Origin of the sequence: Micromonospora aurantiaca ATCC 27029 (genome assembly GCF_000145235.1) — a bacterium.
Taxonomy (GTDB): Bacteria; Actinomycetota; Actinomycetes; order Mycobacteriales; family Micromonosporaceae; genus Micromonospora; species Micromonospora aurantiaca.
Genome location: NC_014391.1, coordinates 3,853,557 through 3,876,816, shown reverse-complemented (window position 1 = coordinate 3,876,816; position 23,260 = coordinate 3,853,557). Strand labels below are relative to the sequence as shown.

Below are 23,260 nucleotides of genomic sequence, written 5' to 3'. Positions count from 1 at the left end.
TCAAGGAGACGGTGTGCGCAGATTCGAGTTCGTGGGCGGCGGTTCGGCCAAGTTCTGGGAGGTCGGGCAGAGCGACGCGACGGTGACGGTCCGCTATGGATCGATCGGCGCGCAGGGCCGCACCCAGGTCAAGGAACTGGGTTCGCCGGCCGAGGCCGCCGCGCACGCCGACCGGCTGATCGCGGAGAAACTGCGCAAGGGGTACGCCGAGACGACAGCCGCGCCCTCCGCCGGGCACACCGGAACGCCCGCCGTCGAGCCGGCTGCGCCGAGCCGCGACCCGGAAACGGCCGGTACCGATCCGGCCGCCGCCGGTTCGGCCGGTAGCGTCCCGGCCGGGGCGCCGTCGGCCACATCGCAAGCCGGCGAGCTGCCGGACGAGGACGCGTTCGAGGTTCCGGCCGCCTGGCGGCGGATGCTGGTCCCGCGCCGGGGCGGCACACCCGGCCCGGGCCTGCCGAGCGCCGCGAAGGGCCGCGCCGCCGGCCGCAAGGTGCTGGACTCGGTGGCCGCACCGGTCGCCGCCACCGCACGGGCCACCGACGATCCGGAGCTGGGTCCGGCGCTGCGCGGCTACCTCGACGGCCAGCCCGGTCCGCTGGGCGGGGCCGCGCTGGTGGCGGCAGTGGCCGTGGCGCTCGGCTATCACGCGCGCGACCAGCAGGGGGTGGCGCTCGCCGACCTGCTGGCCGCCGATCTCGGCCCGGTCGGCGCGGCGGTCGCCGCGACCGAGCAGATCACCGTGGCGGCCACCGGGTCGGCGTCTCCGCTTTCGCTGGGCCGCGCCGAGGTGAACAAGGCGCACAACTACGGCCACTGGCGCCTGCGCCAGGGGGTGCTACGCCGGGTCCGCGCGCATCTCTCCGCCGCTGGCGACGACGACTACGCCGCGGCCCGCGCCGCGCTGGTCCCGTACCGGTCCGGTCCGCTGGCGGCGCGGGTGGTCACCTCGTTCCTGCTGCCGACCGAGCGGGAGTGGGTGGCCCAGGACGTCGCCGACGTGGCGCGCGAGGGGGGTCCGTTGCTCGCGGAACTGCTGCTCGGCGCAGTCGACGACGTGGACGCGATCCACACCCTCGCCGGGCACCTGCAGGTCTACCGGCTGATGTACGACCAGGCGCCGATCGTCACCGCCACCGCGGCGGTCGGGCCGCCGATCGCGCCGGTGCTGGCCGGGTGGTTCGACGACGAACACGTCGGCGCGGACGCGCGGCAGCGGCTGGTGTCACTGCTGGCCGCCCTGCCCGGTGACGAGCCGATGGCGGCGCTGCTCGACCGGCTGGACCGTAAGTACGTCCCGCCCGCCATGACGGAGATGCTGCGCCGCTTCCCGGTGCGCGGCGTGCGCCTGGTGTCCGCGGCCGCCGAGGGGCGCAGCCCGGCCGCGCGGGAGGCCGCCACCCTGTTGCGCGCGCACGTGCTGGCCAACCCGGCCGCCGTCGAGGCGGCGCTGCCGATGCTTGATCCGGCGCGGCGGGAACGGGTCGAGCGGATCCGCGACGACGCGTCCGCGTTGCCGGTCGCCGCGCCGGACCGGCTGCCGCCGGTGCTGGTGACGCCGCCCTGGACGGTCCGGCGCCCACGAGCCGACCCGCCTGTGGTGGGCGGGTTGAACCGGCCCACCGGGTCCGCGACGGCCTGGCTGCCGGGGGAGCGGGAGCGGTGGGCCGCGATCGTGCCCGGCTGGTCCGGCTGGTGGCGGGGCGACGACCTGAGCGTGTTGGCCGCCGAGGTCGCCGCCGGGCGGGCCGGATCGTACGAGGCGATCCACTTCTTCGTCCGGGCCACCGAGGAGCTGGCCCGGCCGCTGCTGCCGTCCTGGCGGCCCGACGAGTCCTGGGGAGCCGACGAGTGGATGTCCCGCCTCGCCGGCCGGTACGAGCTGGACGCGCTGCCCGCCGCCCTGCACCTGGCCCGCACCGCGCCGAAGAGCGTCGGCGAGGTGCTGCTGCCGTACACCGACGGTGAGGTCGCCGACCTGATGGCCGACTGGCTCGACCGGCTCAAGACGGGCCGCCCGGTCGCCCGCGCCTGGCTGCGGCGGCACCCGGAGTACGCCGTGCGGGCGCTGCTGCCTGCGGCCCTGGGCGAGCCCGGCCCGCGTCGCCGGGCCGCCGAGCGGGCGCTGCGGCTGGTCGCCGCGGAGCACCGTGGTGTGCTCCTCGGTGTGGCCCGGGAGCACGGCGAGGAGGCGCTCGCCGCCGCGACGGCGATGCTCGACGCGGACCCGCTGGCCCAGCTCCCGGCCCGGATGCCGAGCCTGCCGGCGTGGCTGGACCCGGCGGTGCTGCCGCAGGTGCTGCTGCGGGACCGCTCCGCCGCGCTGCCTGCCGACGCGGTCCGTCACCTCTGCACCATGCTCGCCATCTCCCCGCCCGGCGAGCCGTACCCGGGGGTGGAGGTCGTCCGCGCGGCGTGCGACACCGACTCCCTGGCGGAGTTCGCCTGGGCGCTGTTCGAGAGCTGGCAGAGCGCCGGTGCGCCCTCGAAGGACGGCTGGGCGTTCACCGCGCTGGGGCTGCTCGGCGACGACTCGACCGCGCGGCGGCTCGCGCCGCTGGTGCGGGCCTGGCCGGGCGAGAGCCAGCACACCCGGGCGGTGACCGGCCTGGAGGTGCTGGCGCAGATCGGCACCGACGTGGCGCTGATGCACCTCTACGGCATCTCGCAGAAGGTGAAGTTCCGGGGCCTGCGGGAACAGGCGGCGCGCAAGGTGACCGAGGTCGCCGACGGGCTGGGCCTGACGCCCGAGCAGCTCGGCGACCGCCTGGTGCCCGACCTCGGGCTGGACGCCGACGGCAGCCTCGTCCTCGACTACGGGCCGCGCCGGTTCACAGTCGGCTTCGACGAGCAGCTCAAGCCGTACGTGGTGGACGGCTCCGGCGCCCGCCGCAAGGACCTGCCCAAGCCCGGCGCCCGGGACGACGCCACGCTGGCGCCCGCCGCGCACAAGCGCTTCGCCGGCCTGAAGAAGGACGTGCGCACGCTCGCCGCCGACCAGATCCGCCGCTTCGAGGCGGCCATGGTGACCGGGCGGCGCTGGCCGGCCGCCGACTTCCGCCGCTACTTCCTGTCCCACCCGCTGCTCTGGCACGTCGTCCGCCGGCTGGTCTGGGCCACTGTGGACGACGCCGGTCAGGTGGTCACCGCGTTCCGGGTCGCCGAGGACCGCACGCTCGCCGACGTCGACGACGAGACGTACACGCTGCCGGACGACGCCACTGTGACCATCGCGCACCCGCTGAGCCTCGGCGCGGCGGTGCCGGCCTGGGCGGAGGTGTTCGCCGACTACGAGATCCTCCAGCCGTTCCCGCAGCTCGGCCGCGAGGTGTACCGGCTGGACGCGGCCGAGCGCGCGGAGACGCTGCTGCGGCGGCACGCGGGTGTCACGGTCCCGGCCGGGCGGCTGCTCAGCCTGGAACGGCGGGGCTGGCGGCGCGGCATGCCGCAGGACGCCGGCATCCAGAGCTGGCTGGAGCGCGAGGCCCCCGGCGGCCGGGCCGTGGTGATCGACCTCGACCCCGGCATCGCGGTCGGGGTGGTGGACATGTTCCCGGACCAGAAGATCGAGGCGATCTGGGTGAACGACGTGCCGCGCGGCGACTGGTTCCAGCGCGGCGGCAAGGTCCGCCTCGGCGACCTCGACGACGTCACCCTCTCCGAGGTGCTGCGCGACCTGGCGGAGGTGACCCGGTGACCGCGCTCGATCCGGCCGCCGAGCGGGCCCAGCGTCCCCCGGCCGAGGTGCGGTACGCCGACGAGCTGGCCGCGCTGGCCGCCGACGACAGCGACCCGCGCCCGCCGGGCTGGCGGCTGAGCCTGCGCGCCGCCCGCCGGTTCATCCTCGGCGACCCGGCCGCCGGGGTCCGGCGCAAGTTCGTCGGCGACCCGTCGCTCATCGACCGGGCGCTTGTGGCGCTGGCGACCAGCCGCGGCCTGATGCTCGTCGGCGAACCCGGCACCGCCAAGTCGCTGCTGTCGGAGCTGCTCGCCGCCGCTGTCAGCGGCGACTCCACGCTGACCATCCAGGGCGGCGCGGCCACCACCGAGGACCAGATCCGCTACTCGTGGAACTACGCGCTGCTGGTCGCCGACGGCCCGTCGCCGCGCGCGCTGGTGCCGGCGCCGCTGCTGCGCGGCATGGCCGAGGGACGGGTGGTCCGCTTCGAGGAGATCACCCGCTGCCCGCTGGAGGTGCAGGACTGCCTGCTCTCCCCGCTGTCGGACCGGGTGCTCGCCGTTCCGGAGCTGCCGGGCACCGACGCCATGGTGTTCGCCCGCGAGGGCTTCAACGTGATCGCCACCGCGAACACCCGGGACCGGGGCGTCAACGAGATGAGCGCCGCCCTCAAGCGGCGGTTCAACTTCGAGACCGTCTTCCCGATCCCCGACCTCGGCACCGAGCTGGAACTGGTCGAGGCCGAGGCGGGCGAATTGCTGCGCCGCTCCGGCGTGACCGCGCCGCCCCGGCGGGACCTGCTGGAGGTGCTGGTCACCACGTTCCGGGAGCTGCGGACCGGCATCACCGAACGCGGCGACGCGATGGAGCGGCTGTCGGCGGTGATGAGCACCGCGGAGGCGGTGTCGGTGGCGCACGCGGTCGGGCTGCGCGGCTGGTTCCTGCGCGGCGAGTCCGGCGACGCCGCCGACCTGGTCGCCTGCCTGGCCGGCACCGCCGCGAAGGACGACGCGGAGGACCTGGCCCGGCTGCGGCGCTACCTGGAGCAGCAGGTGTCCCGCCGCTCCGGCGCGCAGTGGCGGGCGGTGCACGACGCCCGGCACCTGCTGCCCGGGTGAGCGCCACCGAGGCGCCCGGCGGCGTCACGTTCCTCGGCGTCCGGCACCACAGCCCGGCCTGCGCCCGGCTGGTCGCGGCCACGGTGGCGCGGCTGCGCCCGGCGTACGTGCTGGTGGAGGGGCCGGCGGACCTGAACGGGCGGATGGACGAGCTGCTGGGAGACCACGAGCTGCCGATCGCCGTGTTCACCGCGCACCGCGACGGCACCCGGCGGCACGCCTCCTGGAGCCCGTTCTGCGCGTACTCGCCGGAGTGGGTGGCGCTGACCGCCGGGCGGGAGGTGGGCGCGCAGCTGCGCTTCATCGACCTGCCCGCGTGGCATCCCGCGCTGTCCGACCGCGCCAACCGGTACGCCGACGCCGACCAGCGGTACGCCGAGGCGGTGCGCCGGCTGTGCGCCACGCTCGCCGTGGACAACGTGGACGCGCTCTGGGACCACCTGTTCGAGATCGGCCCGGACGACGGGCTGGCCGAGCGCCTGGACACGTACTTCGACGTGCTGCGGGGCGAGTCGGCCGCCGGGGCTGACGACACCGCCCGGGAGGCGTACATGGCCCGCTGGGTACGCGCCGCCCGCCGCCGGGCCGCCGGCCGCCCGGTGCTGGTGGTGACCGGCGGCTTCCACCGTCCCGCCCTGGTCCGGCTGACCGTCGGCCCGGACGGCGCCGATCGGCACGGCACCGGCCCTTACGGCACCGGCCCTTACGGCACCGGCCCTTACGGCACGGGCCCGGACGGCACCGGACCGGAGGAGGACGACTGGCCGGAGGTGCCCGCCCCGGCTCCGGACGCGGTGGCGGGCAGCTACCTCGTGCCGTACTCGTTCCGGCGCCTGGACGCGTTCGTCGGCTACCAGTCCGGGATGCCGTCACCGGCGTACTACCAGCGGGTCTGGGAGGACGGCCCGCGCCGGGCCGCGGAGGCGCTCACCGAGGCGGTGGCGGCCCGGCTGCGTGCCCGGCGGCAGCCCGTCTCCACCGCCGACCTGATCGCCGCCCGGAGCATGGCCGGCGGCCTGGCCCGGCTGCGCGGCCACGCCCACCCGGGCCGGGTCGACGTGCTCGACGGGCTGGTGTCCGCACTGGTCACCGACGCGCTCGACCAGCCGCTGCCGTGGGCGACCCGGGGCATGCTGGCACCAGGTGCCCACCCGGTGGTGGTGGAGATGGTGGCCGCGCTCAGCGGCGACCGGGTGGGCCGCCTGCACCCGGACACGCCGCTGCCGCCGCTCGTGCACGACGTCGACGCCGAGCTGGAACGCCACCGGATCGATCCGCACGAGGCGGCCGAGCTGGACCTGACAGTCGCCGGCGACCTGGCCCGCAGCCGCCTGCTGCACCGGCTGCGGCTGCTCGACGTACCCGGTCACGTCCGGGAACGCGGCCCCCGGGTGGGCGCGGACGCGCTGCTCACCGAACGCTGGTCGCCCGCGCCGTCGGCGGACCGGCTCGCCCGGGTGATCGAGGCGGGCGGGTACGGGCCGACCGTGCTGGACGCCGTCACCGCCCGGATCGAGGAGCGGGTGACGCTGCTCGGCGCGGACGTCGACGCGCTCGCCACGACGCTGTTCGACACTGCGCTGGCCGGGCTGCCCGAGCACTCCACCCGGACGCTCACCGCGATCGCCCGTGCCACCGGCGCGGTCACCGACCTGCGGGCGCTGGGCCGGGCGCTCGCAGTGGCGCTGGCGCTGTGGCGGCACGACGGGCTGCTCGGCAGCGCCGGGACCGCCCCGCTGGGCGCGTTGATCACCGCCGCCGTACGCCGGGCGCTCTGGCTCGTCGAGGGCGTGCGCGCCACGGCCGCGGCGGCCGACCCGGGCCGGCTCACCGCGCTCGTCGCGGTCCGGGACGCGGTTCGCCACGCCGGCCCGGCGCTGGGGCTCGACCGGGACGGCGCGCTGGCAGTGGCCGGGCGGGTGGCGGCCGACCCGGCGGCCCCGCCGGACCTGCGCGGCGCGGCGCTGGGTCTGGCCTGGTCGCTGGGGGACGTGCCGGACGCGGCCCGCGCGGTCCGGGCCGTGGCCGCGCCGGACACGCTCGGCGACTGGCTGTCCGGGCTGTTCGCGCTGGCCCGGGAGGAGGTGGTCAGCGGCGACGCGGCGCTGCTCACAGTGGTGGACGAACTGCTCGCCGCGATGGGCGCGCACGACTTCCTGGTGGCGCTGCCCGCGCTGCGGCAGGCGTTCGGCTGGTTCCCGCCCCGCGAGCGGGCGGAGGTGGCCCGGCACGTGCAGGCGCTGCACGGCGGCGACGCGCCGCCCGGTGACCTGCTGCGGCTGGACGCCGACCCGCTGCTGGTGGCCGCCGCCCGCGCGGTGGAGGAGCGGGTCGACGCGGTGCTGACCCGGGAAGGGCTGTGGGAGGGGGACCGGACGTGACCGACCCGATGCGGGAACGCTGGCGGCTGGTACTCGGCGACGCCGCGCAGGACAGCCTGGGCGGCCTGTCTGCCGAGGCGGCCGGCCGGGACGCCGCGCTGGACTGGCTCTACGGCAGGGACGCGGAACTCGGCCGCCGCGACGTGCGGCGCGGCGGATCCGGTCCCTCCGCGCTGACCACAGTGGACTGGCTGGACGGGATCACCCGGCTGTTCCCGAAGGAGACGGTGCAGCGGCTGGAACGCGACGCGGTCGAGCGGTACGGCATCCACGAGGTCGTCACCGACCCGGCGGTGCTGGCCCGGGTCGAGCCGAACCCGGCGCTGCTGCGCGCGGTGCTACGCACCAAGCACCTGATGGACCCGCAGGTGCTGCGGCTGGCCCGCAAGCTGGTCGAGGCGGTGGTGCGGCAACTGGTCGAGCGGCTGGCAGGGGAGGTGCGGCAGTCGTTCTCCGGGCCCCGGGCGCGTCGCCCCAGCCGGTTCCGGCAGGCCCGCAACTTCGACGTACGCCGCACCATCCGGGCGAACCTGGCGCACTGGCGGCCGGACGAGCGCCGGCTGCACGTCCGGCAGCCGCACTTCTTCTCCCGTACCCGCCGCCACCTGGACCGCTGGCAGGTGATCCTGCTGGTGGACCAGTCCGGCTCGATGCTCGGCTCGGTGATCCATGCCGCGGTTACCGCCGCCTGCCTGTGGGGGCTGCCCGGCGTGCGGACCCACCTGGTCGCGTTCGACACCGACGTGGTCGACCTGACCTCCGACGTGGACGACCCGGTGGAGCTGCTGATGAAGGTGCAGCTCGGCGGCGGTACCGACATCGCCCGCGCGGTCGCGTACGGCGCGCAGCTCGTGGAGAACCCGCGCCGGTCGATCGTCGCGCTGGTGTCCGACTTCTACGAGGGCGGCGACGCCGGACGTCTGGTCCGGTCGGTGAAGCAACTCGTGGAGCAGGGCACGCACGTGCTCGCGCTCGCCGCGCTGGACGAGGAGGCCGACCCGGCGTACGACCGGGCCACCGCCCAGCGGCTGGCCGACGTGGGCGCGGCGGTCGGCGCGATGACGCCGGGCGAGCTGGCCGCGTTCGTGGCCGAGCACGTGGGCCGGTAGGGGGACCGGATGATCCGTGACGACCTGATCGCGCTCACCCCGGACGTGCTGGCCGCGCTGAGCAACAGGGGCCTGGTGAAGCGCGCCACGAAGGAGGTCGACGCCGGTGAGCGGCCCGCGCTCACCGAGGACGCCGACGGCGCGGTGCGTGCCGCGTACCCGGACGGGGTGGCTGTGACGCTGCCCGTGGGCGGCGGTCTCGCGGCCGGGATCTGCTCCTGCCCGGCGCCCGGCGTGTGCCGGCACCTGCTCGCCGTCGTGCTGACCTACCAGCGCACGCACGCCGACGCCCCGGACCGCGAGGCCACGCCGGACGGGGAGGCCGCCCCGGACACGGATGCCGCGCCGGGCCTGCACGCCGATCCAGGCGGGCAGGCTCCGGGCCCCGGCGCGTCGCGGGACCAGGAGGCTGCGCCGGGCAATGCGGCCGGGCCGGGCCGGGTCGCGGCGCCGGGCCGGGAGGGCGCCGCAGCCGGGAGTGAGCCGTGGCGGTGGTCGCCGGGCGACGTCACCGACGAGGAACTGGCCGCCGCGATCGGCGCGCCGGCGCTCACCGCCGCGCGACGACGGTTGCGGCGCGGCTACGCCGCTGTGGTCCACCGGCCGGACACCGCCGACCCGGTCCCGCGCGTGGAGCTGCCCACCGGCACGGTCCGCTTCCTGGTGCCCCGCCAGATCGGGTACGCGCGCGGCGACGCGGCCGACGACGGCGGTGAGGCGATCGCGCTCGCCGTGTGGGCGTGCCGGGCGGCCGACCGGGAACACCCGGACCGTCAGGAGGCGCAGGTACGCGTCGGCGGAACCGCCACCGTCACGGAGCGTCCGGCCCTGGACGCGGCGGTCGCGCTGGCCGCCGACGTGCTGCTGACCGGGGCCGCGCACCTGGGCTCCGGCGTGGACGCCCGGCTGGCGGCGACCCGGCGTGACCTCGACGCGGCCGGTCTGCGCTGGCCGCTGCTCGCCGTCGAGGACCTGGCCGGGCAACTGGAGGCGTACGCGGCGCGCGGCGCCCGGTACCGGCCGGAGACGTTCGCCGACCTGCTCGCCGAGTTGCCCGCGCGGCGACGCGCGGTGGTGAACGCCGGCGCCACCCCGGTGGAGCGTGTCCTCGGCACCCACGAGCCGGCGGAGACGCCGCTGCGGCGGGTACGGCTGACCGGCCTCGGTGCCCGGGTCCGGTGCAGTGGAGGCGAAGTGGGCGTGGACGTGGTGCTCGCCCACCCGGCGGCCGTCTCGGTGCTGGTGCTGCGCCGCGCCTACCCGGTCACCGACGACGGCCCGCCCACCGGGCACGAGCTGGCCGGGCGGCGCGTCACCGGCACCACGCTCGGCGCGCTCGCCACCGGCAACGTGGTCTCCGAGTCGGCGGTGCGCAGCGCCGCGCACCGGCTCCGGATCGCCGCCGGCCGGCTGGCCCGCACCACGGTCACGCCCGGCGCGGGGGAGTGGTCCGGCCTGCCGCCCGGCCTGCTCGCCCGCGACCCGGACGCGCTCGCCGCCGAGCTGGCCGGGCGGCCACCCCGGCTGCTGCGCCCCCGCACCGCCGCCGAGTCGGTGCGGGTGCTCGCGCTCGGCGAGGTGCGCGCCATCGGGTACGCGGCCGGCGAGCAGCGCCTGCACGCCACGGTGACCGGGGCCGACGGCGGCACGGCGACCGTCACCGCCACCCACCACGCCGCCGCCCCTGGTGCACTCGACGCGCTCGCGGCGGCGCTGGACGGCACACAAGGGCCGCCGCGTTACGTCAGCGGAACGGTCCGCCGCGGCGCCGACGGGCTCGTCGTCGAGCCGCTGGCGGTGGTCGCCGACGCGGTGGTCGTACCCGATCTGGCACCTGGGGTGGGCGACGGCCGGCTGACCGGCGCGGTCGACGCCCGGCCCGACCCGGTCGCCGTGGCGCTCGGTACGGCGTCGGCGCTGCTCGCCCAGGCCGCGCACACCGGCCTGCGGCACCTGCCGGTGGGCTTCCCCGACCGGCTGCGCGCGACGGCCGCCGCGCTCGGCGGAGTCGGCCTGGACCGCTGCGGCGCGGCCCTGTCCGGCCTGGCCGGGACGCTCGGCGCCGACCCCGGCGAACCGGCGGTACGGGCCTGGGTGGACGCCTGGATCCGGCTGTCGGTGACGGCGGAGTCCCGGTGAGCCGGTCCCCACGGCCGGGCCGGATCGCTACGGTGTGACGGTGGCGACCACGGCGGCGCAGGAGATCCAGGTGGGGGAGCGGCTGGTCCGCGTCTCCAGCCCCGACAAGCCCTACTTCCCGGAGCGCGGGCTGACCAAGCTGGACGTGATCAGCTACTTCCTGTCCGTCGGCGACGGCATCCTGCGCGCGCTGCGGGACCGGCCGACCATGCTGGAACGCTGGCCGCGCGGCGTGTTCGAGGGCGCGAAGGTCGCCACCCGGCAGACCAACAAGGGCGACGCGTTCTACCAGAAGCGGCTCCCGGCCGGTGCGCCCGACTGGGTCCGCACCGCGCACATCACGTTCCCCAGTGGGCGTACGGCCGACGAGGTCGCCCCGAGCGAGCTGGCGGTGGTGATCTGGGCGGCCAACCTGGGCACGCTGCGGTTCCACCCGTGGCCGGTGTCGAAGGACGACGTGGAACACCCCGACCAGCTGCGCATCGACCTCGACCCGATGCCGGGCGTGGACTTCGCGCAGGTGGTGCCGGTGGCGCACGAGGTGCGCGCGTACCTCACCGAGCTGGGCCTGGAGGGCTTCCCGAAGACCACCGGCGGGCGCGGCATCCACGTCTACGTCTCGATCGAGCCGCGCTGGAGCTTCGGCGAGTGCCGGCGAGCGGTCCTGGCGCTGGGCCGGGAGATGCAGCGCCGCCTGCCCGACCTGGTCACCACCACCTGGTGGCGCGACCAGCGGGACCGGCCGGTCTTCGTCGACTACAACCAGATGGCCCGTGACCACACCATGACGTCGGCGTACTCGATCCGGCCGACGCCCGCGGCGCTGGTCTCGGCACCGCTGGAGTGGTCCGAGCTGGACGACGCCCGCCCGGAGGACTTCGACGTGCTCAGCATGCCCGAGCGGTTCGCCGAGCTTGGCGACCCGCACGCCGGGCTGGACGGGCGGCGGTACTCGCTGGAACCGCTGCTGGAGCGGGCCGACGCGGAAGGGCTGGAGTCGCCGCCGGAACGCTGAGGCGGTCAGTCCCAGGGGCTCTGCGTGCCGTCGAACTCCTCGAACACCAGCCAGGTACGCGTGGACAGCACCCCGGCGATGCTCTGCACCCGGTCCAGCACCACGTCCCGCAACGTCGCGTTGTCCGGCGCCCGGACCAGCGCGAGGACGTCGTGCTCGCCGCTGAGCAGCGCCGCGTGCTCGATGTAGCGCACCCGGGCCAGCTCGGCGGAGACCTCCCGCCAGGTGTTCTGCTCGATGGTGAGCGCGATGTACGCCGACGTGCCCAGCCCGGCCGGCTCCGGCGCGACCCGCGCCGTGAACCCGGTCAGCACCCCGTCGCGCAGCAGCCGCTCCACCCGGGCGTACGCGTTGGTGCGGGAGACGTGCACCCGTTCGGCGAGCGTACGGATGGACGTCCGGGCGTCGCGGACCAGCTCGCGCAGGATCCGCCGATCCACCTCGTCGAGCGGCCCGGCCGAACGTCCCGTTCCGCCCGCCGCGCCCGGTGTGGCGCCGGTCTCCTGGCTCACCTCAGCCGCCCTCCTGTGCCATTCGTCCCGCGTTCATCCCGGATGTTGAGTCAATCATCCACGACCGGGAGCATAGGGCCACCACACGTCCAGGAGGTCCCCGCCGTGACGACCACACCCCAGGCGGTCCGCAGGGCATCCCCGCGCACCCGCCGGAAGTCCACCCCGGCCGCACCCGACCCGTCGGCCGACTTCATGCCGCAGCGGGAACCGGTCCGGCTGCTCGAACCCGACGGGACTCCGCTGCCGGCCCGCGACGACTACCCGGAGCCGCCGGTCGAGACGCTGCGCGAGATGTACCGGCGGATGGTCGTCGGCCGCCGCTTCGACGTGCAGGCCACCGCGCTCACCAAGCAGGGCCGCCTCGCCGTCTACCCGTCCGCCCGCGGCCAGGAGGCGTGCCAGATCGGCGGCGTCCTCGCGCTGCGCGACACCGACTGGGTGTTCCCCACCTACCGCGAGTCGATGGCACTGACCGCGCGCGGCCTCGACCCGGTCGAGGTGCTCACGCTGCTGCGCGGCGACTGGCACTGCGGGTACGACCCCGCCGCCACCCACACCGCGCCGCAGTGCACCCCGCTCGCCACCCAGTGCGTACACGCCGCCGGGCTGGCCTACGGCGAGTCGTACCAGGGGCGTGACACAGTGGCGCTGGCATTCATCGGCGACGGCGCCACCAGCGAGGGCGACTTCCACGAGGGCATCAACTTCGCCGCCGTGTTCAAGGCGCCCGTCGTCTACCTGGTGCAGAACAACAAGTACGCGATCAGCGTGCCGCTGTCCCGGCAGACCGCCGCGCCGAGCCTCGCCTACAAGGGCGTCGGCTACGGCGTACCCAGCGAGCAGGTCGACGGCAACGACCCGGTGGCCGTCCTGGCGGTGCTGGAGCGCGCGGTGGCGCACGCCCGCGCCGGCAAGGGCCCCTACCTGGTCGAGGCCCACACGTACCGGATGGAACCGCACACCAACGCCGACGACCAGACCCGCTACCGCGACGCCGACGAGGTCGAGGCGTGGCGCGACCGCGACCCGATCGCCCGGCTCGAGGCGTACCTGCGGGCCAGGGGCGCCCTCGACGACGCCGCCGTCGCGGCCATCGCGGCGGAGGCCGAGGAGTACGCCGCCGCGCTGCGCCGCCGGATGGACTCCCAGCCGACAGCGGACCCGCTGAGCCTGTTCGACCACGTGTACGCCGAGCCGACGCCGCAACTCGCCGAGCAGCGCGAGATGGTCCGGGCCGAGCTGGCCGCCGACGCGGAGGGGGACGCCTGATGGCCACCATGACCATGGCGAAGGCGCTCAACGCCGCGCTCGCCGACGCGATGCTCGACGACGACCGCGTGCTCGTCTTCGGTGAGGACGTCGGCCAGCTCGGCGGCGTCTTCCGGATCACCGACGGGTTGCAGGCCCGCTTCGGCGACAAGCGCTGCTTCGACACCCCGCTCGCCGAGGCCGGCATCGTCGGGTTCGCCGTCGGCCTCGCCATGTCCGGGCTGCGGCCGGTCGTCGAGATGCAGTTCGACGCGTTCGCGTACCCGGCGTTCGAGCAGATCGCCTCGCACGTGGCGAAGCTGCGCAACCGCACCCGCGGCGCGCTGAGCGTGCCGATCGTCATCCGGGTGCCGTACGCCGGCGGCATCGGCGGCGTGGAGCACCACTGCGACTCGTCCGAGGCGTACTACGCGCACACCCCCGGCCTGAAGGTGGTCACCCCCGCCACAGTGGACGACGCGTACTCACTGCTGCGCGCCGCCATCGACGACCCCGACCCGGTGGTGTTCCTGGAGCCCAAGAAGCTCTACTTCACCAGCGCCGAGGCGGAGCTTCCGGCCCGTACCGCGCCGATCGGCAGCGCCGTGGTGCGCCGCCCCGGCACCGACGCGACGCTGATCGCGTACGGCCCGGCCGTGCCTGTCGCGCTCGCCGCCGCCGAGGCCGCCCGAGAGGAGGGCTGGGACCTGGAGGTCGTCGACGTCCGCAGCATCGTGCCGTTCGACGACGCCACCGTCACCGCCTCGGTCCGCCGTACCGGCCGGTGCGTGGTGATCCAGGAGGCGCAGGGCTTCGCCGGTGTCGGCGCGGAGATCGCCGCGCGGGTGCAGGAGCGTTGCTTCCACGCCCTGCACGCCCCGGTGCTGCGTGTGTCCGGCCTGGACATCCCGTACCCGGCGCCGATGCTGGAGCACACCCACCTGCCCTCGGTCGACCGGGTGCTGGACACCGTGGCCCGGCTCCAGTGGGACGACCAGCCCGACACAAGGTGGGTGGCGGCATGACCGAACGCACCGAGCGGAGCGAGGGCCGTGAGGGCATGCCCGGCCGGCACACCATGACCACGGCTGTGGGGAACCGGGACTTCCTTCTGCCGGACCTCGGGGAAGGACTGAGCGAGGCGGAGATCGTCGAGTGGCGGGTCGCAGTCGGCGACGTGGTCACAGTGGACCAGACGGTGGTCGAGGTGGAGACCGCCAAGGCCGTGGTCGACGTGCCGTGCCCGTACGCCGGACGGGTCGTGGCCCTGCACGGCGCGGCCGGTGAGGTACGCCCGGTGGGCCAGCCGCTGATCACCATCGCCCCGCTCGACGACGCCCCCGATCCGCACGCCACCTACCGCGAGGAGGAGCGGGCCGGCTCCGGCAACGTCCTGATCGGCTACGGCACCGGCCACGGCGGCACGGGTCGGCGGCGGCGCCGTCCGCGGCTGGCGCTGGCCCCCGAGCCCGGCACGCCGGTCACGGCGGACCTGGCGTCCGGTCCGGCGGCCGGCTCTCCGGCTCCGGCGGGCTCACAGGCTCCGGCGGGCTCACAGGCTCCAGCGGGCTCTCCGGTTCCGGCCGGCCCGGTTCTGGCCGGTTCATCGCGTCCGGCGGGCTCGGTTTCGGCTGGCTTGTCGGCTCCGAACGGCACGGCCGCCTCGGCGGACCGCACGGCTGAGCCGGAACCGACCGGCGTGCAATCGGCGCCGCTCGTCATCTCGCCGATCGTGCGGCGGCTGGCCAAGGAGCACGGCATCGACCTGGCGTCGCTGCGCGGAACCGGGCCGGGCGGCGTGATCCGCCGGGCCGACCTTGACGCCGCCGTGGCCGCGCCCGCTGCTCCGGCGGCCCGGCTGGCAGCGGTGCCGGACGCCCCGGCCGCGCACGTCGGGCTCGCCCCGGCCGGCGACGGCGACACTGTCATCCCGCTCACCGGCATCCGCAAGGTGATCGCCGACAAGCTCTCCCGCAGCCGGCGGGAGATCCCCGAGGTGACCATCTGGGTCGACGTGGACGCCACCGGCCTGCTGGAGACGCGCGCCGCGATCAACGCGGCCACCCCTGACACGCCGGTGAGCATCCTGGCGCTGCTGGCCCGGATCTGCCTCAGCGGCCTGCGGAAGTACCCGCAGCTCAACGCGCACGTCGACACCGAGGGCCAGCGGATCGTCCAGTCCGCGGGCGTACACCTGGGCATCGCCGCGCAGACCGACCGGGGCCTGGTCGTGCCGGTGCTGCGCGACGCGCAGCGGCTCACCACCCGGGAGCTGGCCGCCGCACTCGCCGAGACCACTGCGGCGGCCCGGGCCGGCACGCTGCCGCCGGCGCGGCTGACCGGCGGGACGTTCACGCTCAACAACTACGGCGTGTTCGGCGTGGACGGCTCCACGCCGATCATCAACCACCCGGAGGCGGCGCTGCTCGGCGTCGGCCGGATCGTGGACAAGCCGTGGGTGGTGGACGGGCAGCTCGCCGTCCGCAAGGTGACCCAGATCAGCCTCACCTTCGACCACCGCGTCTGCGACGGTGGCGTGGCCGGCGGCTTCCTGCGCCACGTCGCCGACTGCGTCGAGCAGCCCGCCCTCTTGGTCGCCAACGTCTGACCCCGCCCTCCCGGCCCCGGCCCCGGCCCTCCCCACGGAGAGCCGGGGCCGCTTCCGTCCCCGCCGCCCGCCCGCTCGCGATCTTGCACTTGCGGCCCGCGGTGTGCCCGATTCGCACCCTTCTCCAGGGCCAGGGCCGAAACTGCAAGATCGCGCGGCAGTGGTGCGGGCGGCGCGGCGGCAGTGGTGCGGGCGGCGCGGCGGCGGTGGCGGGTGGCGCGGACGAGAGCCGGGCTCGGCCGGCCTGCGGCGTCCAGCGCCGCCCTTGCGAGATCGTTGTTCCGACGGGTGGGACCGGTCGAGATCTTGGTACGAAAGTGCCCCTATGGGGGCCGTTTCGTACCAAGATCTCGCTCTGCCTCGCGCCCGGCGGTGGGTGAGGGGGTGGGGAACCGGGCGGAGGGCGCGTGGGGCGCAACCGGGGACGGGAATTACCTGTCCGGCACAATTCGCGCAGCTGTTTCCGAGCAATTCCGCCGAAGGTGCCACGGCGGGATCCCAGGCCTACAGAATGTGGGCGAGAGGGTTCGGAAATGGGGGGCGAAATATGTTTGCGAGGCGCCGACTGACGCTTTTCGCGATGACCGTCGCAGCCGCGCCGCTGGCGGTCGGCGCGTGTACCGCCGGCCCGAAGTCGGTGACGAAGCGGGCCGAGGCCGCGCCGCCGTCGGTCGCCGTGACGCCGGCCGACCGCACCCGGGACGTGCCGATCAGCGCGGAGGTGGGGACGAAGGTCAGCAACGGCAAGGTGACAGCCGTCAAGCTGACCGACGACAAGGGCAACGCGGTGCCGGCCCAGCCGCGTGAGGACGGCTCCGGCTGGGTGCCGGACCGGCCGCTCGCCAATTCCCGGACGTACACCGCGGAGGTGACCGCGACCGGCGATTCGGGCAGGACCGCCACGCAGAAGACGACGTTCACGACAATGGCGAAATCCACCAAACCGGCAGTCACCAGCGAATTGTATTTCCGGCCGAATCAGACGTACGGGACGGCGATGCCGGTCGTGCTCGGATTCGACCCGCCGATTCCGAAGGAGGCGCGCGCGGACGTCCAGCGCCGGCTGTTCGTGAAGACCGACCCGCCGCAGCCGGGCACCTGGTCGTGGGTGGCCGACGGCAAGCAGGCCGAGTACCGGGCGCCGGACCGGTGGAAGCCGGGCACGAAGATCAGCGTGCGCAGCGCGTTGCAGGGTCTGCCCATCGGCAAGGAGGCGATCGGCGACTCCGACCGGGTCGCGAGCGCCAAGGTCGGCCGGCAGGTGACGCTCGACATCGACAACGAGGCCAAGCAGATGACCGTCTACCAGGACGGCAAGGTGCTCAAGAAGATCCCGGTCAGCCTCGGCAAGCCGAGCACGCCGACGTCGAGCGGCAACATGGTGATCATGGAGAAGCACGAGCACACCACGTTCGACACCCGCGGTGAGCCCAACGGCGGCTACGTGGTCGACGTGGACGACGCCCAGCGGCTGACCTGGGGCGGCGAGTTCATCCACTCGGCGCCGTGGTCGGAGGGCGACCAGGGCAGCACGAACGTCTCGCACGGCTGCACCAACGTCTCGGCCACCGCCGCGGACTGGCTGATGGGCTTCACGCAGGTCGGTGACCTGGTGACGGTCAAGGGCACCGAGGTGAAGCTCGACCAGGGCAACGGATTCACCGCCTGGAACGTCGGCTGGGACGAGTTCGCCAAGGGCAGCGCGCTGCCCGTACCGGCGGGGCTGAAGCCCACGCAGAGCGCCACGCCGCACCCGGGCGCGGTGGCCGGCGGGTCGTCACCGGCCCCGGCCCCCTCGCGGAGCAACAGCGGCGGCTGAACCTGGGGAGGAACGGCCAGGGGGCCGGCCCGCGTCCGCGCGGGCCGGCCCCCGTCGCGCTCAGTCCAGGCCGACGCGGGCCACCCCGGTGGCGGTCAGGCTGCCCAGCCAGAGGTGGCGGCCGTGCTGCCGCACACCGGTGACCATCGGGTACGCCCCGCTCGGGCCGTGCAGCGTGCGCAGCACCCGGCCGTCGCCGTCGACCAGCGCGACCAGCCCGTAGCGGCGCGGCTGCGGCTGCACCGCGCCGGGCAGCAGGGCCACGATCTGCCGCACCCGGGGATGCGGCAGCAGCCGTTCCATGGCCCGCAGCCGCGGGCTGGGCAACGCGACCCAGTAGGTGCCGTCGCCGACGCCGGAGATGTTGTCCGGGTACGCGGGCAGGTCGGTGAGCACCGTGGCCCGCCCGCTGGGCAGGTCGACCCGCAGCAGCCGGTGGGTGGCGGTCTCGGCGAGCATCAGCGCCGACTCGTCCGGGGTGAGCGCGAGCCCGTTGGGGAAGTAGAGCCCGTCCGCGACCACGTCGGTGCGCCCGGTGCGCCTGTCGTACGCGAGGACCCGCCCGTTGGGCCGATGCTCCAGCAGGTCGCGCTTCCAGTGCGAGAGCGGGAACCGGTCGGACGAGTCGGTGAAGTAGACGGTGCCGTCGCGCCCCACCGCCGCGTTGTCGGCCAGGTGCACCGGCGGCGCGGTCCCGGTCAGCTCCTGCACCCGGCCGGCCGGGTCGACCCGCAGCAGCCCTCGGTAGGCGTCGCAGACCAGCAGCCCGCCGTCGACCGGATCCCGCTCGATGCCCAGCGGCCGTCCGCCGGTCTCGGCCAGCAGCGTCGGCGGCGTGCCGGGCGGGGAGTCGGCCGGCCACCACCAGAGCCGGCCGTCCTCGTCGCCGCTGACCACCCGGCCGTCGCCGTCGACCACCACGTCCTCCGGGCCGTGGCCGCCGGCCGGCAGCGGCAGCAGGTCGGCCCGGTCGAGCCGGGTGTCAGCGGGCGACCAGGGGCCGGTGAGCGGCGGCGGCACCGTCGCCGGCTCGCGGACCGGCCGGATCAGCAGTGGCGCTCGCGGGCGGGGGACGACCATCGGCTCATTGTGGCCCGGCGGCGTCGCGCTGGGCAGCCCCCGACGGCGTTTCGCCGTTTCCCGCGCGACGTGGCGTGGCGGTTGCGGGATGACCCTGAGACGGCTCGGGGTCGGTTCCCGGACACTACCCGGAACCCCTGCCGCGAGGTCCGGAAATGTCGGTGGGCCCGGGTAGGTTTGGCCGCATGGTACACAGCGGTGAGCGCTTCCACGTGGTGACGGACGTGCACGATCACGTGGTCGAGCTGCGCCCGGTCGGCGAGATCGACATCGCCTCCGTGACGGCGTTCCGGGCGGCGCTCTGGGCGGCGCCGGCCCGGCCGGTGCTGCGGGTCGACCTGTCCGGTGTGCGGCTGCTCTCCGCCGCCGGGGTCCGCGCGCTCGTCGCCACCCACCTGCGGGTGCGGGCCCGCGGCGGCGAGCTGGTGCTCACCGACCCCGACCCGGTGGTGGCCCGGGTGCTGCGGGTGACCGGCCTGCACCGGGTGCTCCCGGTGCGCTGCACCGACCGCGCCCAGGATCCGTCCGGCCGCGCCCATGAGCTGATGGCCTGCGCGGCCTGAACGGCCGGCGGCCCGAGGGCACGCGGCCCGGGCGCACGCCGGGCCGCCGGCGCGGAAGCCGACGGCCCGATGTGAACGGCGTTGCGCTCAGCGCACGCCGAGCAGGTCCACCACGAAGACGAGCGTCTCGTTCGGCTTGATGACGCCGCCCGCGCCCCGGGCGCCGTAGCCCAGGTGCGGCGGGATGGTGAGCTTGCGCCGGCCGCCCACCTTCATGCCCACGACGCCCTGGTCCCAGCCGGCGATGACCTGGCCGCCGCCGAGCGGGAACTCGAACGTCTCACCCCGGTTCCACGAGGCGTCGAACTCGCGGCCGTTCGAGTGGGCCACGCCCACGTAGTGCACGCTCACCAGCTGGCCCGCGCGGGCCTCCGGGCCGTCGCCGACGGTGATGTCCTCGACGACCAGATCGGCGGGCGGCGCGCCCTCGATCGGGCCGATCTGGGGCTTGTCCATGAGCGGGTCTCCTCGGTGCTGACGGTGTGGTCACAGTCGATCCTGCCGGATCGCGACCGGCCGATACGCGCCGGTCCCCGCACACCGGCGTGGCGGGTACACGAAAGAGGCGGGCGTCGCCTGTCGGCGACGCCCGCCCCGGGGCGAGCTGGTCACTTCAGCCAGGGGAGACGCTGGACCAGGGGGAGCCTCGCCCAGGCCCGGCCGAGGCCGAGGGTGTTGCCGGCGCCCACCAGGGCCAGGCCGGCCAGCAGGCCCGCGTAGATGAGGTGGTCGTCCATGAAGGGGTTGTTCGCCGGGGGCAGCACGGCCGTCCACATCAGGACCAGGAGCAGACCGCCCGCGACGGCGGCGACCCGGATGCCGATGCCGAGCATCAGGGCGACACCGATGCCGAGCAGGCCGACCATGAACAGCCAGTCCGCCCAGGCCGCGCCGGCCAGGTTCTGGTAGATGCCCGCGAACGGTCCCTCGACGGCGTGTCCGAGGAAGCCCTTGGTGGGGCTGCCGCCGTTGATCCAGGCGTTCTTCGCCGGGGTCTCGTGGCCGAGGCCGAACATCTTGTCGAGGAAGGCCCAGAGGAACACCCAGCCCAGGGCGAGCCGCAGCCCGGCCCAGACGTACCGGGTGGCCTTCTGGCGGGTGGTCTCGGTGTGCGCCGCCGGAGCGATGGTGGCGGCGGGGGTCCGCTTGACGGCGGGGGTCCGCTCGATTGTCGCGGTCATGGTCTCCACGTCCCTTCCTGTGCCTCGCACCGCGCTTCCCGGTGGCACATTCATTCCACCGCCGCGCGGCGCCCGGGAGCAGGGCCGAGAGGTGCCCTCGTGACCGGGTCATTGGTCCCGTCCGTACCCGGTCCGGTCGGCCCCTCGCAGCCGGTCCGCCGCCCCTGACCAGGCCTTACGCCGGCGGCCTACCGTCGCAGGTGGAGACCCGGCACGAGGAGGTCGTGATGAGGACGTGGCAGGTTACCGACGTGATGACCAGGGACGTCGCCACGGTGACGGAGGAGACCCCGTACCGCGAGGTCGTCGACGTGCTGGTGCGGCAGCGGATCAGCGGTGTGCCGGTGGTGGACTCGTTCCGCCGGGTGCTCGGGGTGATCTCCGAGGCGGACCTGCTGCACAAGGTGGAGCGGTCCGGTCACCCGGACGAGCGGCGGGTCTTCGAGGGACGGCGCCGCCGTACCGCGCGGGAGAAGGCGGGCGCGCTCGTCGCCCGGGACCTGATGACCGCGCCCGCGGTCACCACCCACGAGCGGGCGTCGCTCGCGGCGACCGCCCGGCTGATGGACCACGAGGCCGTCAAGCGGCTCCCGGTGCTGGACGACCTGGGCCGGCTCGCCGGCATCGTCACCCGCGGTGACCTGCTGCGCGTGCACCTGCGTTCCGACGCGGAGATCCGCGAGGAGGTCGTGCACGAGGTGCTGCGGCGGGTGCTGTCGGTGCGCGACGGCCTGGTCACGGTCCAGGTCCGCGGCGGCGAGGTCACCATGGACGGGCGGCTGGACCGGCGTAGCGCCGTCGAGCTGGCCGGCCGTCTCGCCGCCCAGGTCGCGGGCGTGGTCGCGGTGCACAACGCGATCGGGTACGACGTGGACGACACCACGCTGATGGAGCTGGACCCGGTGCACGCCACCCCGGTCGCCTGAGCGCCGCCACCCGGGCCCCGCCGGTCAGGTGGGGCCCTCGGTGGCGAGCTGGGCGGCCAGCAGCGCGGGGGCCTCGGCCAGCGACGGCCCGTACCAGGTGAGGTGCCGGCCGGACACCAGCGCCGCCGGCACACCGGGGAACGCCTCCGGCCCGTCGTCGGCGGTGAACCGGTACGGCTCGTCGGGCAGCACCACCAGTTCCGGCGCCCGGGCGCGCAGCTCGTCCAGGCTCGGCCGGGGATAGCGTTCCGCGTCGTCGGCCCAGCCGTTGCGCACACCGAGCCGGGCCAGCACGTCCCCGGCGAACGTGTCCCGCCCCAGCACCACCCACGGCCGTCGCCACACCGGCACCACGGCGGTGCGGACGCGTCCCGGCGCGGGCAGTGCGGCCCAGGCACGGCGGGCCTCGCGCAGCCACTGCGGCTCGGCCGGCGCGCCGAGCGCGTCGACCAGCTCACCGAGCTGGTCGAGGGCCTCCGGCACGGTACGCGGGAAGGTGACCCGGACCGGCACCCCGGCCGCGCGCAGCGCCTCGGCGTCGGCCAGCCGGTTCTCCTCCTCGTTGAGCAGCACCAGGTCCGGCTCCAGGGCGAGCACCCGGTCCAGGTCCGGGTACTTCGTCCCGCCGACCCGGGCGACGTCCAGCCCGGCCGGGTGGGTGCACCAGTCGGTCGCGCCGACCAGCGCCTCCGGGCGGGTGGCCGCGACCGCCTCGGTCAGCGACGGCACCAGCGACACCACCCGCACCGCGTCTCCTCCCCTTGAGCCGGACCGCCGGTCAGCGGGCCGCCGCGGTCACGGCGTCGGCGGTCTCCGGCGGCAGGCCCGCCACCGGCAGGCCCTTGCGTACCGCCCAGTCGACTGCGGCGCGCAGGTCCGCGGTGGGCAGCGGCCGCCGGGTGGTCACCCCGACCGCCGCGTGCACTGTGTACGCCATGAACGGGTACGACCGGGCCAACGCGCCGATCGCGTCGTGCAGCCGGCGTACCACCTCCAGCGCGGCCGGTTCGTCGAGCCCCGGCAGGAGGAGCTGGAACTCGTTCTCGGTGACGCGCAGCGCGCGGTCGACCGGCCGCAGCACGGCGGTGATCGCGGTGAGCACGGCGTGTCCCTCGCGGGCGACGCCGCGGCGGCCGAAGCGTTCCGGCGAGCCGGGCGGCGCGTCCACCCGCAGGCCGACCAGCGCCACCGGCAGGGTGCCGGAGGCGGTCACCCCGTCCGCGCCGGACCACCGGGCCAGGCCGGGCTCGTCCAGCATCGTCTCGGCCGGCTCGACCGGCTGGTTGTTCCGGTCGCCGCGGCGGGCCAGCAGCCGCAGCGCCGCCTCGGCACGCGGTTCGCCGGGCCCGGCCGGGATGTCCCGCACCCGGGCGATCGCCTCGTCCAGCGCGGTACGCGCCGCGGCGGGCAGCCGCTCGGCGAGCTGTTCGCGCAGCCGGATCGCCTCGTGCAGCGCCTCGTCGCGGCGGAAGCCCCAGCGTCCCTCGAACAGCCGGCCGGACTCCAGCGTCGGCGCGGGCGCCACCTCGGCCCGGTCGTGCGCGACGAGTGTGGCGCCGAAACGCGGGCTCAGCGCCACCACCGTCCACTCCCGGGCCAGCGCCTCCGCCTCGTCCAGCGCCACGCCGTAGGTACCGTCGGGCAGGTCGGGCGGCGGTCCGCCGACCATCGCCACCACCGTCACGGCGGCGCGGCCGGCGATGCGCCGGTAGACCTCGCGCTCCCGGGCGAAGTACGGCAGCCGCTGGAACAGCGCGAGCACGACGAGAGGGCCGTCCTCGGCCTCGGCGAGCGCCGCGCGTTCGATGGCGTGGGAGACGGTGACGAGACTGCGTTTGGTGAACTGTTCCGGGGTCCGTCCGCTGGGCACGGGCAGAGC

Annotated in this window: 18 protein-coding genes; 12 read left to right on the top strand and 6 right to left on the bottom strand. The window is 75.5% G+C overall.

Features of this window, described 5'->3' with window-relative positions:
* Positions 1 to 13 precede the first annotated feature (13 nt).
* Genes MICAU_RS17195 through MICAU_RS17170 form a run of 6 tightly spaced genes read left to right on the top strand, consistent with a single transcriptional unit; the run spans position 14 to position 11,441 of the window.
* The gene (locus tag MICAU_RS17195) at positions 14 to 3,697 is read left to right on the top strand and encodes a DUF4132 domain-containing protein (RefSeq protein ID WP_013286605.1); all 3,684 of its coding nucleotides are present in this window, start codon (positions 14 to 16) and stop codon (positions 3,695 to 3,697) included.
* Positions 3,694 to 4,797: an ATP-binding protein gene (locus MICAU_RS17190; protein ID WP_013286604.1), complete on the top strand. Its 1,104-nt coding sequence runs from the start codon at positions 3,694 to 3,696 to the stop codon at positions 4,795 to 4,797. The genes MICAU_RS17195 and MICAU_RS17190 overlap by 4 nt, the downstream gene beginning before the upstream one ends.
* Positions 4,794 to 7,178 carry a DUF5682 family protein gene (locus MICAU_RS17185; protein ID WP_013286603.1) on the top strand — a complete coding sequence of 795 codons (2,385 nt, stop codon included), beginning with the start codon at positions 4,794 to 4,796 and terminating at the stop codon, positions 7,176 to 7,178. Before MICAU_RS17190 ends, MICAU_RS17185 begins: the two co-directional genes overlap by 4 nt.
* Positions 7,175 to 8,287, top strand: a complete 1,113-nt coding sequence (locus tag MICAU_RS17180) for a VWA domain-containing protein (protein WP_013286602.1) — start codon at positions 7,175 to 7,177, stop codon at positions 8,285 to 8,287. Before MICAU_RS17185 ends, MICAU_RS17180 begins: the two co-directional genes overlap by 4 nt.
* Before the next feature lie 9 nt (positions 8,288 to 8,296).
* Positions 8,297 to 10,426, top strand: a complete 2,130-nt coding sequence (locus MICAU_RS17175; RefSeq protein ID WP_013286601.1) for a YehQ family protein — start codon at positions 8,297 to 8,299, stop codon at positions 10,424 to 10,426.
* A 34-nt stretch (positions 10,427 to 10,460) separates the two neighbouring features.
* Positions 10,461 to 11,441: a DNA polymerase domain-containing protein gene (locus MICAU_RS17170; protein WP_013286600.1), complete on the top strand. Its 981-nt coding sequence runs from the start codon at positions 10,461 to 10,463 to the stop codon at positions 11,439 to 11,441.
* Between the two features lie 5 nt (positions 11,442 to 11,446).
* Here MICAU_RS17170 and MICAU_RS17165 read toward each other — a convergent pair whose 3' ends face one another.
* Positions 11,447 to 11,953, bottom strand: coding sequence for an Lrp/AsnC family transcriptional regulator (locus tag MICAU_RS17165; protein ID WP_013286599.1), 507 nt, complete (start codon positions 11,951 to 11,953; stop codon positions 11,447 to 11,449).
* 72 nt (positions 11,954 to 12,025) lie between these two features.
* Here MICAU_RS17165 and pdhA point away from each other — a divergent pair, with 72 nt between their 5' ends.
* The 4 genes from pdhA to MICAU_RS17145 all read left to right on the top strand — a co-directional run bounded on the left by pdhA (position 12,026) and on the right by MICAU_RS17145 (position 17,631).
* Positions 12,026 to 13,225 (top strand): pyruvate dehydrogenase (acetyl-transferring) E1 component subunit alpha, encoded by a 1,200-nt coding sequence (pdhA, locus tag MICAU_RS17160; RefSeq protein ID WP_041799261.1) that lies wholly within the window; start codon positions 12,026 to 12,028, stop codon positions 13,223 to 13,225.
* The gene (locus MICAU_RS17155; protein ID WP_013286597.1) at positions 13,225 to 14,229 is read left to right on the top strand and encodes an alpha-ketoacid dehydrogenase subunit beta; all 1,005 of its coding nucleotides are present in this window, start codon (positions 13,225 to 13,227) and stop codon (positions 14,227 to 14,229) included. The genes pdhA and MICAU_RS17155 overlap by 1 nt, the downstream gene beginning before the upstream one ends.
* Before the next feature lie 53 nt (positions 14,230 to 14,282).
* The gene (locus MICAU_RS17150; protein ID WP_041799260.1) at positions 14,283 to 15,812 is read left to right on the top strand and encodes a dihydrolipoamide acetyltransferase family protein; all 1,530 of its coding nucleotides are present in this window, start codon (positions 14,283 to 14,285) and stop codon (positions 15,810 to 15,812) included.
* Positions 15,813 to 16,359: 547 nt separating this feature from the next.
* The gene (locus MICAU_RS17145; RefSeq protein ID WP_041799038.1) at positions 16,360 to 17,631 is read left to right on the top strand and encodes a L,D-transpeptidase; all 1,272 of its coding nucleotides are present in this window, start codon (positions 16,360 to 16,362) and stop codon (positions 17,629 to 17,631) included.
* Between the two features lie 60 nt (positions 17,632 to 17,691).
* On the opposite strand, the gene MICAU_RS17140 is transcribed toward MICAU_RS17145, so the two are convergent.
* Positions 17,692 to 18,711, bottom strand: a complete 1,020-nt coding sequence (locus MICAU_RS17140) for an SMP-30/gluconolactonase/LRE family protein (protein ID WP_013286594.1) — start codon at positions 18,709 to 18,711, stop codon at positions 17,692 to 17,694.
* A 185-nt stretch (positions 18,712 to 18,896) separates the two neighbouring features.
* Here MICAU_RS17140 and MICAU_RS17135 point away from each other — a divergent pair, with 185 nt between their 5' ends.
* The gene (locus MICAU_RS17135) at positions 18,897 to 19,274 is read left to right on the top strand and encodes an STAS domain-containing protein (RefSeq protein ID WP_041799037.1); all 378 of its coding nucleotides are present in this window, start codon (positions 18,897 to 18,899) and stop codon (positions 19,272 to 19,274) included.
* An 87-nt stretch (positions 19,275 to 19,361) separates the two neighbouring features.
* On the opposite strand, the gene MICAU_RS17130 is transcribed toward MICAU_RS17135, so the two are convergent.
* Positions 19,362 to 19,730, bottom strand: coding sequence for an FKBP-type peptidyl-prolyl cis-trans isomerase (locus MICAU_RS17130; protein ID WP_013286592.1), 369 nt, complete (start codon positions 19,728 to 19,730; stop codon positions 19,362 to 19,364).
* A 152-nt stretch (positions 19,731 to 19,882) separates the two neighbouring features.
* Positions 19,883 to 20,464 carry a DoxX family membrane protein gene (locus MICAU_RS17125; protein ID WP_030272549.1) on the bottom strand — a complete coding sequence of 194 codons (582 nt, stop codon included), beginning with the start codon at positions 20,462 to 20,464 and terminating at the stop codon, positions 19,883 to 19,885.
* Between the two features lie 218 nt (positions 20,465 to 20,682).
* Between MICAU_RS17125 and MICAU_RS17120 the strand changes: the two genes are divergently transcribed.
* Positions 20,683 to 21,381 carry a CBS domain-containing protein gene (locus MICAU_RS17120; protein ID WP_013286590.1) on the top strand — a complete coding sequence of 233 codons (699 nt, stop codon included), beginning with the start codon at positions 20,683 to 20,685 and terminating at the stop codon, positions 21,379 to 21,381.
* Between the two features lie 24 nt (positions 21,382 to 21,405).
* Here the strand turns inward: MICAU_RS17120 and MICAU_RS17115 are convergent, their stop codons facing one another.
* On the bottom strand, positions 21,406 to 22,128 hold the full coding sequence (locus MICAU_RS17115; RefSeq protein ID WP_013286589.1) for a helical backbone metal receptor: 723 nt from the start codon (positions 22,126 to 22,128) through the stop codon (positions 21,406 to 21,408).
* 31 nt (positions 22,129 to 22,159) lie between these two features.
* Positions 22,160 to 23,251, bottom strand: coding sequence for a DICT sensory domain-containing protein (locus MICAU_RS17110; protein ID WP_013286588.1), 1,092 nt, complete (start codon positions 23,249 to 23,251; stop codon positions 22,160 to 22,162).
* Between the last annotated feature and the right edge of the window lie 9 nt (positions 23,252 to 23,260).